At 70.3% G+C, this 13,424-nt stretch carries 10 protein-coding genes; 1 reads left to right on the forward strand and 9 read right to left on the reverse strand.

The genetic code is table 11. The annotated features are described in order from the left end of the window. The 8 genes from IE264_RS34080 to IE264_RS34115 all read right to left on the reverse strand — a co-directional run bounded on the left by IE264_RS34080 (position 1) and on the right by IE264_RS34115 (position 11,069). Entirely contained in the window at positions 1 to 1,008 is a 1,008-nt protein-coding gene (locus tag IE264_RS34080; RefSeq protein ID WP_179280746.1) for a mandelate racemase/muconate lactonizing enzyme family protein, read from the reverse strand. Then, positions 1,005 to 2,381, reverse strand: coding sequence for a DUF6025 family protein (locus IE264_RS34085; RefSeq protein ID WP_190167773.1), 1,377 nt, complete (start codon positions 2,379 to 2,381; stop codon positions 1,005 to 1,007). The genes IE264_RS34080 and IE264_RS34085 overlap by 4 nt, the downstream gene beginning before the upstream one ends. Further along, positions 2,378 to 4,918 (reverse strand): aconitate hydratase AcnA, encoded by a 2,541-nt coding sequence (gene acnA, locus IE264_RS34090; protein ID WP_190167774.1) that lies wholly within the window; start codon positions 4,916 to 4,918, stop codon positions 2,378 to 2,380. Before acnA ends, IE264_RS34085 begins: the two co-directional genes overlap by 4 nt. Beyond that, entirely contained in the window at positions 4,915 to 6,336 is a 1,422-nt protein-coding gene (locus IE264_RS34095) for a citrate/2-methylcitrate synthase (protein WP_190167775.1), read from the reverse strand. Before IE264_RS34095 ends, acnA begins: the two co-directional genes overlap by 4 nt. 47 nt (positions 6,337 to 6,383) lie before the next feature. Beyond that, positions 6,384 to 7,946: an amino acid adenylation domain-containing protein gene (locus IE264_RS34100; protein ID WP_094211514.1), complete on the reverse strand. Its 1,563-nt coding sequence runs from the start codon at positions 7,944 to 7,946 to the stop codon at positions 6,384 to 6,386. Positions 7,947 to 8,214: 268 nt separating this feature from the next. Continuing rightward, positions 8,215 to 9,435 carry an MFS transporter gene (locus tag IE264_RS34105; protein ID WP_190167776.1) on the reverse strand — a complete coding sequence of 407 codons (1,221 nt, stop codon included), beginning with the start codon at positions 9,433 to 9,435 and terminating at the stop codon, positions 8,215 to 8,217. A 120-nt stretch (positions 9,436 to 9,555) separates the two neighbouring features. After that, the gene (locus IE264_RS34110) at positions 9,556 to 10,233 is read right to left on the reverse strand and encodes a response regulator (protein WP_190167777.1); all 678 of its coding nucleotides are present in this window, start codon (positions 10,231 to 10,233) and stop codon (positions 9,556 to 9,558) included. After that, on the reverse strand, positions 10,230 to 11,069 hold the full coding sequence (locus IE264_RS34115) for a sensor histidine kinase (RefSeq protein WP_179280745.1): 840 nt from the start codon (positions 11,067 to 11,069) through the stop codon (positions 10,230 to 10,232). Before IE264_RS34115 ends, IE264_RS34110 begins: the two co-directional genes overlap by 4 nt. Before the next feature lie 332 nt (positions 11,070 to 11,401). Between IE264_RS34115 and IE264_RS34120 the strand changes: the two genes are divergently transcribed. Beyond that, complete coding sequence (locus IE264_RS34120; RefSeq protein WP_143681167.1) at positions 11,402 to 11,593, forward strand: hypothetical protein; 192 nt, start codon at positions 11,402 to 11,404, stop codon at positions 11,591 to 11,593. A 1,064-nt stretch (positions 11,594 to 12,657) separates the two neighbouring features. Here IE264_RS34120 and IE264_RS34125 read toward each other — a convergent pair. After that, positions 12,658 to 13,188: a hypothetical protein gene (locus tag IE264_RS34125; protein WP_094211509.1), complete on the reverse strand. Its 531-nt coding sequence runs from the start codon at positions 13,186 to 13,188 to the stop codon at positions 12,658 to 12,660. Between the last annotated feature and the right edge of the window lie 236 nt (positions 13,189 to 13,424).

A 13,424-nucleotide genomic window follows, 5' to 3' on the forward strand; every position in this document is an offset into this window, starting at 1 on the left:
TCAGTCCTTTTCCAAATGAGTCGGAGTCTGCTGGAGGGGGGTGGCACCGATGCCGGGGCCGGTGGGCAGGGAGAGGGTCCCCTCGTCGATCAGTACCCCAGTGAACGGGTCGTCGCGCAGCCCGATGGGGCCGTCCAGATCGAGGTGGTCCGCGAGAGGGGCGAGCTGCGCCATGGCGGAGACGCCCAGCGCGCTCTCCACCTTGCAGCCGAGCATGGTCCGCAGTCCGCAGGCGCGGGCCAGCAGGATCATGCGATGGGCCTCGGACAGGCCGCCGCAGGTGACGAGTTTGATATTGACGCCGCTGACGTGTCCGCGTAGGCGCAGCACGTCCTCGGGCGTGGCGCAGTCCTCGTCGGCGAAGACGGGGATGGGCGAGCGCTCGTGGACCTGACGCAGGTCATCGGGGCGGCCGGGAGCGATGGGCTGCTCCAGGAGTTCGACATCGTGGCGGTGCAGCTCTTCCGCGACCCTGAGGGCCTGCGCCAGATCCCACGAGCCGTTGCCGTCGACGCGGATACGGCCGGGATAGACGGAGCGGAGGACTCCGGCGCGGCTCCCGTCGTCCTGCGCGGTGAGCTTGAGCTTGAGGACCGGCCAGTGCGCGAGCGCGAGGCCCCTGTGGACCAACTCGTCGTCGGGGCAAGCGCCGATGGACAGGGCGGTAGGTGGTACGGGCAGGCCGTCGAGCCCCAGCAACTGGTGCAGTGGGCGGCCGACGGCCTTGCCGAGCAGGTCGTGCAAGGCCATGTCGACGGCTGAACGGGTCGCCGCGCCGACATCGGGAAGCGCATCGAGCGCCGCCCGCAAGCTGTACGGGGACGCTCCGGCCAGCGCGGGCGCGCAGGCATCGAGCCCGGCGGGTTCGGCGCCGCGGGCGGTGCCGAACCCGCGCAGGTCACGCCAGGTCAGCTCGACGACGCGCTGGCGTACCTGGGTGGTGACGCCGTTGTTGCTCACGAAAGGTTCGCGCAGGGCGATGACGATCTCGCGGTGGGCGAGCTTCATCCGAGAACCTCCTCGAACGCGGCGACCGCCGCGCATGCCTGACGGAAGGTGAGCGTGCGGAACCGGTCCGGTTCGACCGGTACGGCGGGCTCCCGCACGGTGCCGTCGGCCGGGACCCCGCTGCCCCCGGCGAACCGGCCGCGCAGGTATGGCGAGAGTGACTCGGCGTTGCCCTCCAGCCAGCGCAGCGTCGTGCCGTGTGCGGCTTCCGGGTCGGCGGCCCGGAGCCGGGCGAACAGGTCGCACAGCAGGTTGATGTCGCGGGGAGAGGTGCTGGGCGGACACAGCATGAAGGTCTGGGCGGGCAGCAGGACGAACGCCACCGGGCGGGCGGCCTCGAAGTGCTCGACCAGCGGGTCGGTGATCGCGCGCAGGGAACGCACGGTGGAGCGCCGGGTCAGGTAGCCGTTGCGCCGGGGCGGGCAGCCGGCCATGGCGCGCGCTCCCCAGTGCAGATGGGTGATGAAGGGCTGTTCCGGAGGGCCGGGCGGTACGTCGGGGTGGTGCGTGTCCAGCAGCGCGAAAAGGACGTTGGTGAGCTGGAGCGACATCACAGGGAGCAGCGGCGGCAGCTCGGGCAGACGGGCGAAGAACGCGGCCGGGTCCACCAGCGCCTGGACCGTCACCATGACCGCCTCGGCCAGCGAGCGCGCCGAAGGGTAGTGCTGGTCCTCCACTAGGTAGCCGGCGCCCTCCGGGCGCACCCGGCAGCGGGCCACCTCGCCGTCCAGGCGTACCGCTTGGCTGATCAGTTCGGCGAACGCCTGGTTGCGCCCCTGGGCTGCGGCCTGTTCCAGGAGCAGGGTGAGCATGTCGGTGACGAGGTCGGCGCGGTCGGTCAGGACGGTGGCCCAGTACCGGAAGCGGTAGTCGGGCAGGGCCGCCATCCGCTGCTTGTGCAGGTCCACCAGGGGGATGAGCTGACCGTCGACCTCGGCCTGCACCAGGGGGCAGAACAGCGGTGCGGTGCGGTCGCGGCGTACGAAGCGGGAGCCGGCCCAGGTGTGCAGCGGCAGAACGTGCCGTTTGCCCTGGTCGATGAGGCAGCCGGGCTGGTACGCCTCGTCGCCGCCCGCAGTGTCGGCCTCGGTGCGGGTGAAGCCGTAGATCAGAGGGTAGCCGTGGCCACCCCCGCAGACGGCGGTGTTGAAGTCCATCGGCCCGGCCCGTCCGGCCGCGATGTCCTCCCAGTTCCCCAGGTGGCCGGTGCGCGGCGGCAGCAACGACGGGTCCTTGGCCAAGGCATCCAGGAGGGTGCCGATGGGCAGGTCGTGGGTACCGGCGTGGACGGGGACGAATGTCTTCGCGCCTGAAGCGAGCGCGTCGGCTTCGGCCGCCGTGCGCAGACCCAGGGCGTCCAGGATGTGCGTCACGCGGTGTCCTCCCGCCGTGTCCCCATGGTCCGCAGCAGGTAGGGCAGCGTGCCGCCGGCCAGCAGAACGTTCCACTCACCGGCCGACCGCACGTCCGCCCTTACGGTGAACCCGATGCCGTCGGCCGTGACATGGGCCTCGCCGCTCCCGCGCACCTGCGACAGATCGATGTCGAATTCCTCGCGGCCCGTCAGACCGAGGTCGCTCCAGCTCCGCCCGGTGGGCAGGAGCAGGGGCAGGATGCCCATGGCGCACAGGTTGGCCCGGTGGATGCGCTCGAAGTCCTCGGCGAGAACCGCGCGGACGCCGAGCAGCCAGGGGCCCTTGGCTGCCCAGTCACGGGAGGAGCCCATGCCGTAGCCGCGCCCCGCCAGGACGATCAGGGGGGTGCCGCTCCCGGTGTAGCGCCGTGCGGCGTCGTAGACGGGCAGCCGCTCATCGCTGGGCAGGTGCAGGGTGGTGCCGCCGCTTTCGCCTTCGCCCACCAGCAGGTTGCGCAGCCGCGGATTGCCGAAGGTGCCGCGGGCCATCACCTCGTGGTTGCCCCGGCGGGAGCCGTAGGAGTTGAAGTCCTGTACGCCCCTCTCCCGCAGGTACTCCCCGGCCGGGGAGGCCGCCGGGATGGCGCCGACGGGGGAGATGTGGTCGGTGCTGACGTAGTCGCCAAGGGCCACCAGAGCGCGTGCCCCGCTCAGGACGGGAAGTCCGCCCTCGCAGTCCACGTACGCGGGCGGACGGATGTAGGTGGAGGACTCGTCCCACGCGTACACCTCGCTGTCGGCGGCGGTGATCGCCTCCCAGGCGGGCTGTGGTGTGTGGTCGGGTGCGAACACCTCGGGGGTGACGTACCGCGCCTCCAGCTCGCGCAGCTCGCCGGCGTGCGGCCACAGGTCCCGCAGGTGCACGGGTCTGCCGTCGCGGTCCATGCCCAGTGGCTGGCTCTCGAGGTCCGTGCGGACATTGCCGACCAGAGCGAGCGCGACGACGAGGGCGGGCGAGGCGAGGTAGCCGGCGCGGACCTGGCTGTGGACCCGGGAGGCGAAATTACGATTGCCGCTCAGTACGGCGGCCACGGTCAGGTCCGCGCGGTCGACGGCCTCGCCGATGCCCTCGTTGAGAGGGCCGCTACCGCCGTTGCAGGTCATGCAGCCGTACCCGGCGACGTGGAAGCCGAGCGTTTCCAGGTCGGTGAGGAGTCCGGCGTCGGCCAGATAGCGGGTGACGGCTCTGGAGCCGGGCGACAGGCTGGTCTTGACGTGGGCGGGCACGCGGAGACCGCGCTCGACGGCGCGCTTCGCGAGCAGGCCGGCGGCGAGCATGGCCTTGGGGTTGGAGGTACTGGTGCAGGAGGTGATGGCCGCGACGACGAGGTCACCATCCTGGACACCGGCCTCGCTCCGCAGACCCTGCGGGCAGAGCGCGGCCAGCGAACCCGGAAGTTCGCCCAGGGAGATGCGCTGGTCGGGGCGGCTGGGGCCGGCCAGGCTCGGGCCCACCTCGCCCAGGTCGAAGGTGAGGGTTCGCCGGAAGGCGGGCTCGGCGCCCTCCCGGAGCAGGCGCTGCTCCCGGCAGTACTCCCGTACGCGGGTCACCGCCGCCTCGTCGCGCCCAGTTCGCCGCAGGTAGTCGAGGGTCTCCTCGTCCACCGGGAAGAACGCCGACATGGCGCCGTACTCGGGGGCCATGTTGGCCACCGTGCAGCGGTCCGGCGCGGAGAGTTCCTCGACGCCGGGGCCGGTGAACTCCACCATCAGGCCCTGGACGTTCTCCTCGCGGAGGCGGCGGGTCAGAGCCAGGACCACGTCGGTGGGCGATGTCCCGGGGCTGACGGTGCCGGTCAGCCGCACCCCAACGATCGGCGGGATGCGGATCGCCTGGGCCAGGCCCAGCATCTGCGCCTCGGCCTCCAGGCCGCCGACGCCCCAGCCGAGCACGCCCAGGCCGTTGACCATGGTCGTGTGGCTGTCGGTGCCCAGGACGGTGTCTGGCATCAGGGAGCCGTCGGGGCCCTCGGTGACTACGGTGGCCAGCTGTTCCAGATTGACCTGGTGGACGATGCCGCGCCCCGGCGGGATGACCCGCACCCCGTCGAAGACGCCTTCGGCCCACTTGAGAAAGGCATAGCGCTCGTGGTTGCGGGACATCTCCAGGGCCTCGTTCAGGCCCAGGGCATCCGGGCGGCCCGCCCAGTCGGTCTGCACCGAGTGGTCGACGACCACGTCGACGGGGAGGGCCGGGTTGACGCGGCCCGGCTCGGCAGCCCGGTCGCGCAGTACGGCCAGGTCGACCAGGAGCGGGATGCCGGTGTAGTCCTGCACCAGGATGCGGGCGGGGCGGAACGGCATCTCCAGGGCCGGGTCCTCGCCGAGTGCCAGGCGCTTGCCCAGGACCGCGGCCTGCGCGGGGTCTTCGCCCCTCAGCAGCGATTCCAGCAGGACGCGGCCGGTATAGGGGACGGCGCCGAGGTCGAAGCCGTGCTTTTCGGCGAAGTCCGGCAGCCGCGACGGCAGGGAGGGCGGGACGGGCATGGTGCTCATCGCGCGGCTCCTGCGGGGTAGGCCAGACCGCGCGGGCCCGCGTAGGCCAGCAGCGGGCGGATGAGGACGTTGTTGGCGTGCTGCTCCAGCGCCTGAGCAACCCAGCCGGGCGCCCGTCCGACGACGAACAGGGCGACGGCCAGGTCGTCCGGCAGCCCAAGGAGGCGGTAGGAGAGACCGGCGTAGAGGTCGACGTTGGCGGCGACGCCGTGCCGCTGCCAGGGCCGCATCGCGGCGGCGACCGCGTCCAGGATGTCGAGGCCGGTGCGGTCGCTGCGTTCCTCGCTCAATTCGACGACGCTGGCACGCAGATGGCGCACGCGCGGGTCCTCGGTGCGGTAGACGCGGTGGCCGAAGCCCATGACGGGCTCGCCCCGGCCCCGGAGGGCGGCGACGTGGGCCTCGGCGTTCTCGGGGGTGCCGACCTCGTCGACGAGTCCGATGACCCGTTCGGCGGCGCCGCCGTGCACCGAACCGGAGAAGGCGGCGATGGCGGCGGTGAGCGCCGCGGTCATGTTGGCGCGGCAGCCGATGGCGACGCGGGCGGTGAACGCGGAGGCGTTGGACCCGTGGTCGGCGTGGACGACGAAGCCCTTGTCGATCACGCGGACCGCGGCCGGGGTGGGCTTCTCTCCCAGCAGCACGGTGAGAAACGCCTCGGCGTGGCCGGCATCCTCGCGGGGCCAGAGCGGTTCGCGGCCGCTGCGGAAGGCGTGGTGCGCTGCGACGATCATCGGTATGCGGGCGATGAGTTCGATTCCGGCTTCGAGGGCCTCCGTGTAGCTCTCGTCGGCGCCCGCCGGCCGGCGGGCGCCGAAGGCGCCGAGCGCCGAGACGCAGGTACGCAGAGCCTCCATCGGGTGGGCGTGCGCGAGGGACCGGACGAGGTCCAGGACCGGCGCGGGCAGCGTGCGGGCCGCGCGCAGTTGTTTGGCGAAGACCTCGAGGGCGGCAGCGTCGGGGAGGTGGCCGTGGACCAGCAGGTGGGCGACCTCCTCGAAGGAGGCGTGCTCGGCGAGGTCGTGGATGCTGTAGCCCCGGTACTCCAGGGTGCCCTCGGCGCCGTCGATGAGGGTGATGGCGGACTGGTCGAAGGTGACGCTCTCCAGACCCCGGTGGACGGTGCCGTCGAGCGGCGTTCCGTCGGGGGCACCGGTGTGGGGAGCGGGCGCTGTGGAGCCGGCGGCGGCCGCGGGGTTCGCCAGGCCGTCGGCGAAGGCGCGCACTGCGCCGAGCGTGCGCAGTTCCAGCATGAGGTCGTCGCCGATTTCGACGCCGTACTCCTGCTCCAGGGCGACGATGAGCGCGACGTGGCCGAGCGAGTCCCATTCGCGGACGGACTGGTAGGCGAGATCGGCGGTGAGACGATCCTCGGTGATTCCCAGGGTGCGGGCGACGAGTTGGTCGACTGTGCTCACAGTGGCCTTTCTTCGGGCGGCGTTTGGTAAAGAGGTGGGGGCGGCGGTCACAGGCCGGCCCGGAGGCGGTCGCGCAGTGCGCCCCGGTCGGTCTTGCCGTTGCCGTTGACGGGCATCTCGGCCACCACATGGATGTGGGCGGGTGTCATGTAGGGGGGCAGAGTGGCCTCGCAGGCCGCGGTGAGCGCCGTGGAATCGACGTCGCCGCAGACGACAGCGGTCACGGTGTTGGCGTCCGGCCACTGCAGGGCGACCGCCTCCGCAGCGCCGGCCCGCCGTAGGACGGCCTCGATCTCGCCCAGTTCGACGCGGTAGCCGCCGACCTTGATCTGCTGGTCGTTGCGGCCCAGACAGACGTAGGCGTCGTCCTGCCAGCGCACCAGGTCGCCGGTGCGGTAGTAGGTTCGCCCCTTGTACGGGAAGAATCGCTCGGCGGTGAGTTCGGGCGCCCGCCAGTAGCCAGGTGTGGTCTGCGGGCCCGCCATGCAGAGCTCCCCCACCTGACCGTCCGCCACTGGGGTGCCGTCCTCACCGATCACCAGCGGATGCAGGCCCGAGTAGGGGCGGCCGATCGGCACGTTGTCGTGGACGCAGCCCGCCAGCCCGGTGACCGGGTCCCAGCGGTGCACTGTGCAGGCGATGGTCAGTTCGGTGGGACCGTACAGGTTCTCCACCACCGACCGGGGGGCGGCCGCCTGCCAGGCCTCGGCGGTCTCGCGGGGCAGCGCCTCGCCGCAGAACAGGCTCCAGCGCAGCGTGGGCATCGTCCCGGGGCGGAGTACCCCGCGCCGCCGCAGGACGGCGGCGACGGATGGCACGGAGAACCAGACGGTGATCTGGTTGCGCTCCAGGTACTTGAACGGAGACAGCAGCTCGATGGGGTCCATCGAACAGACTCGGGCCCCGTTCTCCCAGGCCATGAAGAGGTCGAAGACCGACAGGTCGAAGGTCTGGTCGAAGGTCTGCGTCAGCCGGTCCTCGGGGGTGAGGCGGTAGCGCTCCTGGTTGGCGTCGAGGAACGCGCGTACGTTGCCGTGGGTGACGGGGACGCCCTTGGGCGCACCCGTGCTGCCCGAGGTGAACAGCAGGTAGGCGATGTCGTCGGGTGCGACCGGGGGCAGTTCCTCCAGCGGCGTGGCGGCGGCCAGGTCCCGGGCATCCAGGACCCGTACGTCACCCAGTTCCCCGACCTGGGCCCGCTCGACGTCGGGGAGCAGAACGACCGGCTTGCGCGGCAGCCCCCGCAGCAGGTCGGCGAGGCCGGGCAGGGAGGCCGCGTCCACGACGATCGCGTCGACGTCGGCGCTCTCCAGCATCGAGCGGGTCCGCTCGGCCGGGAACCTGCGGTTCAGCGGGACGAACGCGGCGCCCGCACACAACGCGGCGGCGACTCCCAGGTAGGAGGCCTCGCTGCGGTGGGCGAAGACTCCGACCCGGGCGGGCCGGCCATCTGCGGCCTCGACCAGCAGGGCGGCCCAGCGGCGAGCCGTGGTCGCGGCCTCGGCATAGCTGTACGCACGGTGCCCCACGGTCAACGCGGTGCGGTCCGGCTGGACGAGCGCGTGCTTCAGAAGGCCGGCACCCAGGCGTATGTCCGATGCTGTGGTCATGTCTGTCCGAACTCGTCGACGGCGGATTGCATACGAAGCTATCGACGGCTCCGGGAGCCGGTCCCGGTTGTGCGCGCTGCCGCGCTAAACATCCTTGACCGGGAAAAGGAACGTTCTGCTCGTTTTCCCCGCTGGCCGACGGCGGCCTGGCCGGCGGTCGGTGGGCCGTCTGCTTCACGGAGCGGCTGTCGGCCGGAAACAGGGCGGCGGCGTGCCCCTGGAGGGTGCACGCCGCCGCGGGATATACGGGCAGGCCGGGCAGGAGAGCTCAGACCGTGGCAGGATCCTTCGTCGAGGCCGCACTGCGGCCACCGAGGGCCACGACGGCCGGAACAGCGGCGCCCAGCACGGCGTAGGCCACCGCTAGCACGACCCAGCCGAGGGCGCCGTGACCGATGATCAGCCAGGTGAACACGGCGGGGGCAAACATCTTGCCGATGTCCCCGCCCATCTTGTACGTACCCTGGTACTGGCCCTGCGCGTGGTCGGGCGCCAGATCGAAGACGATGGTCCAGCTGCCCGCCGCCTGCCGGATTTCCCCGAACGCGTGCAGCAGCGCGCCGACGCCCAGCAGCACACAAGCCGCCACGACATCTGCGTCGTCGGTCAGGGCGAAGAGCAGGCAGGCGCCCGCCACGCAGCCGGCGCCCTGGAAGCTCGCGAAGGAGGCGGACCTCGGGTCGCGGACGCCGCGCGCGGCCCGCGTCTGGAAGGCCACGACCAGCACGGTGTTCAGCAGGAGCAGCGCCGCGCTCGTCCAGCGCGGCGCGTCCGTGTGCTGGATGACCCACAGGGGCAGGACGAGGTCGAGCAGCAGGGCGTGGGTGACGAGGGCGCCGTCCAGCACGGTGAACGCCAGGAACGGTGTGTCCCGCAGCACCGAGAAGGCCGCGCCGGGCTTGGCGGGCACCGGGGGAACCGCTCGCTCCTTGAGCGTGAGCACTCCTGTGATCAGGAAACAGAGGGCGGTGAAGAGGACGGCGCTCACGTAGCCGACGCGTTCGTCCCACACCAGGACGAGACCGGCCAGACAGGCACCGACCGCCAGGGTCGCGTTGACCGCGGCCCGGATGTACGCCATGACGTGCACCCGGTTCTCCCGGGGCACGTTGGCCGCGATCATCGCCTTACGGGCGTTGTTGCCGGCTCGGTAGGCCAGTCCCTGCACGGAGGTGATGATTAGGTACGACCAGAAGCCCTGCGCCGCGACCAGGGCGGCGGTCAGCGGGGCCAGGGCGAGGAACGACCACAGCTGTACGGTACGCGGTCCCCCGCGGTCGGCGAGGTGGCCCAGCGGGATGCTGGACAGCAGGACGAGGAGAGCCGCGACGCCCAGGGCGGTGCCCAGTTCGCCGGGTGACAGGCCGACGACTGTCACCGCGTAGAGGGCGCTCAGAGCCATCCACAGCCCCTGCCCCAGGCTCATCACCATGGTGATGAGCGTCAGCAGCCGAGTGGGACCGGGCTCGGGGAGAAAACGGATCGGCACTATGGGTTTCCTGTCGCGTGGTCGGGTCTTGCCGGGCCGTGAGGGAGGACCGTCAGCAGACCGACGGGGGTGCGGGCCGTCCGGGGGAGGCGTCCATATCCCGTAGGGTCCTGGTTCGGCTCACGCCGAGGAGTAGAGATGCTCTGGTCGGCCGCTGGTGCCGTACTTGAGGGTGAGCCGCAGCCGCCCGCTGTCGGCGAGGAGCTTCAGGTACCGCTGCGCGGTCGAGCGGCTGATCTGCGTCAGCTCGGACACCTCCTGGGCGGCGAGCTGGCGCCCGGCACCGTGCTCCTCGACCACCCGCGAGACCAGGTCCGCGGTGCGCTCGGAGAAACCCTTGGGCAGGTCCCACCCCGTGTCCGGAGGGATCAGGCTGCCCAGGGACCTGTCGACGGCTTCCTGGTTCATCTCCGTGGTGTCGTCGAGCACGGCGCGCATCGTGGCGTACGACTCCAGCTTCTCGCGGAGGTTTTCGCAGGTGAAGGGTTTGACGAGGTAGTGCAGGACACCCGCGCGGCGGGCCGCGCGGACCGAGGCGGGTCTGCGGTCGGCGGTGACCATGACGATGTCGACGTCCAGGTCCAGGCCGCGCAGGCGGCGGGCGACGGACAGTCCGCTCTCGGTGGGGAGGTGCTGGTCCAGCAGGATGAGGTCGATCCCACCGCGCTCGACGGCCGCCAGGGCCGGAGCCGCGCTGTGGGCGATTCCCGCCACTTGGAAGCCGGGTATCTCGGATACGTAGTGGGCGTTGATCCTCGCCACGTAGAAGTCGTCGTCGACGACGAGCACGTTGATCACCGGTCTCCCCGACGTCGTCTGGACGGACCCGTGTTCGCCCGGCAGGTGACGTGTCGGTGGGCTCCGTGGTGTTGTTCGGCGGCGCACATGCGGACGGTGAAGACGGCGCCGCCGCTTTCCTCGCCCCTCACTTCGACCGACCCGTTCCGTGCCTCGGCGATGGCGCGTACCAGCGCGAGGCCGATCCCGCGGGGGCTTATGGACGATGCCGTCTTCGTCGAGGAGCCCTGCTCGAAGACCCAGTTCCGCAAGTGGGGCGCCACACCGGGCCCGTTGTCGTACACGGAGAGGTCGACGATGCCCCGGTCGTATCGGAGCACGGCCCGCACGCGGGGTTCCGGCCGTCCGGTACCGGTGACAGCGTCCAGGGCGTTGTCGACGAGGTTGCCGAAGACGGCGCCGATCTCTCCCACCCCGTCCAGACCGTCGGGCAGCCAGGAGGCGGGTCCGAGCCGGAAGTCCACGCCGCGCTCGGCCGCGACGATCAATTTGCCCACCACCTGGGCACGGACCATAGGGTTACCGATCCGACGTGTGATCAGCTCGACGGTGGAGAGCGGTACCCCGATGGAGGCCGCGAACGCGTCCACTCGCTCCTCCGCGAACCGGGCGAGCGCCTGGAGGCCCCTCAGCGTGTGCAGCGCATTCCGCCGTTCGTGCCGCCGCACTTCGGCGTCGGTCAGGGGACGTGTGCCCAGGAAGCTGTCGAGCCACGCGCGTTCCGCTGCCGTGGGAAGCGCGGTCGCGGCGCTGTTCGCGGAGGAGCGAGGGACGAACGGCTGTCTCGCTGCCCGGGCTTGCGGGGCAGGCGCGTACAACTGGCTGTGGTGGGTCATGACGGGCTCTTCGTGCTCCTTGCACCTAGTGAGTCGGCCCATTCGACCCGATCCCGCCGAGCACTTCAATATCTCCCTGGCAAAATAATCTCCTCTTCTTCGGCGGTTGCCTTCCCTTTCGGGGGGACTTGAGGTGTCTGGTGCCTTCGTATTCCAGGCGGAGGGGCCAGGCGGAGCGGGTTGCGACCGAGTTCCCGTGCGCTCGGTGGTACGTCGGAAATCGGCCGGGAGGGCGTTGGGGCGACTTGGGTGTGTCTTGATCTCGATGGCATCGTCGAAGATGCCGAGTCGTGCCGATACCCGCTTCGCGGTCACACGGCGAGGCTGTCGCGGTGAATGTGGAGAACTTCCCGGTCCGCCCACAGGGCGAACAAGTTGAAATCTCTACATTCGCCGTGCGTTTGTATCGCCGACTGCTCGAGAAGGCCGAACATGGCCTGGTACGAAACGACTTCGGGGATCAGGCCGGCGAACCGGCAGTGGTCCCGCTCAGCGGCGTGGGCATCGCGGCCCACCCGCTTTGAACGAAAAATCCGGATCTACCTCAATACGCACCGGGAGTGGTCCGCAGGTTCGGTGATCTGCGGGATCGGCAGGCCGCTGCCCCCAGTCCTTCGGGTACATGGAGGAGGGAGGGCGGGGAGGAGAGGTAGGCGATCCAGCGCTTGTGCGGAAATGTGGTATGAGGAGAGGGCGAGACTTTCCTCACCATACTCGGATCTATGAAAGGGCTGAATGCCGGATTCCTCTTATGGGGGGCGAGGTGGGGCCAGGCGAAGCCGGGCCGGGCCTCAGGCCGATCTTTCCCAGGTTTCTGTACTGAGCGATGGAATTCGGTGGCATCGCCCGACGCTCCCCCGGGGTGCTCTTCCAGATCCTCGTCAAGCGGAGGAATCGGCTTCGAATCCCGAAGGCGGTTCGACGAAAAGTCCAGGCTGGGCAACTGGCCCTGTTCCTGGCGGTGCTTCGGCCCCGACGTCCCCCGCGCACCTGTCGGTTCCAGTACTGACTGCAACGACCATCCGTAGGACCGTACCGAGAGCAGGGTGACCTGCCGTCAGTTCCGCCGGCGGACGGCGATGCAGTCGAAGACCCGTATCGAGCCGTCGCCGGGGTCGGTCACGCCGACCTCGATCAGGCCCTCACGCTGGCCACCCATCACCGGCCCCAGGTGCAAAGCACGTGCCGGGTAGCGGGTGCCGGGAACCCCGGGGCGGGGGCAGCCGGTGCGGCGGCGCGGACAGGGGATGAGCACGACAATCTCCAGAGACAAGTGGATCGAGGTCACGTGCGCCACCGCCGAGAGGTCCACGGAGCGGGACGGCTGGCGTACCGAGGGGGCGGCGGGGCAGAGAAGATGACGTTCACCCCTTCTGAACTGGGGTGAGAGGGCGCGCCTGAAACCTGGGGAGGTCGAGGGCGCGCCCTTGTGCGTGCGGGCTGGTGGGGTGCCGGCGCTGCGCGGGGTTGGGGGGCGAGGTCCTGGCCACGAGGACGGCTTCTTGCACAGCCGGTGCGGTCCGGCCCCCGGTGTCCCGCGAAGCGCGCGGGGCACCGGGACCGGAGGGCCGGTAGGGAGGACGGGCGCCTACTTGGCGACTTTCAGCTCGACTTCACAGTCCATGGTCTGGCTGTAGGCCTGGCCGCCTTGGCGGTAGTCGAAGCGGCACCAGCGGGCTGTTTCCTTCGGCGGTGCGGTGATCTTCAGCTTGGCCAGGTAGAAGATGTTGCTCTCTTCACCGGCCTTGACCTTCACCGGCTTGAGGCCGTAGTTCTTCAGCTTCCCGAAATCAGGGGTGTGCGGCCCCCCGTCGTCCGCAAGGAGCGGGAGCCCGCCGGCGTCCTCCAGGTGATAAGCGCCGTACTCCAGGACCTTGATCCCGGCGGGAACGCGCTTGAGGGCGACCTCAGTGATCTCGATGGCCTGCGAGGAAGTGTTGTAGGGCACCGGGAGGGCGAAGTACCAGACCTCGCCGACCTTCGCGCTCTCGGTCCCCACGACCCCGCTCGACTGAGTACCCTCGGTCGCCAGTGCTGTGCCGACTTCGGCCCCCGCCTCGTTGCCGGAACCGCTTCCCTGAGGCGAGCATCCTGCCAGCGCCAGAACGGCGAGGAGCATCAGTGCTCTAGAACGAGTAGAAGACACCGGGCTTGCCTGAGACCCTGTCATTCTTTCCCCCGGGGTCATGTCTCGCATTGGTCTTGCTGCCAGCGATGATCCGCTGCTAGTGATCCTTGTCGTACGGGGTCGACGCGCCCAGCTTGACACCGAACGTACTGGCTGCGCCGGAGAACTTGGTCAAGGTCCTCTGGCACACGTCACGGGGTCGAAGGTGACCTCGCCACGGCCGTGTC

The organism is Streptomyces microflavus (genome assembly GCF_014650075.1).
In the GTDB taxonomy this organism is placed as follows: domain Bacteria; phylum Actinomycetota; class Actinomycetes; order Streptomycetales; family Streptomycetaceae; genus Streptomyces; species Streptomyces microflavus.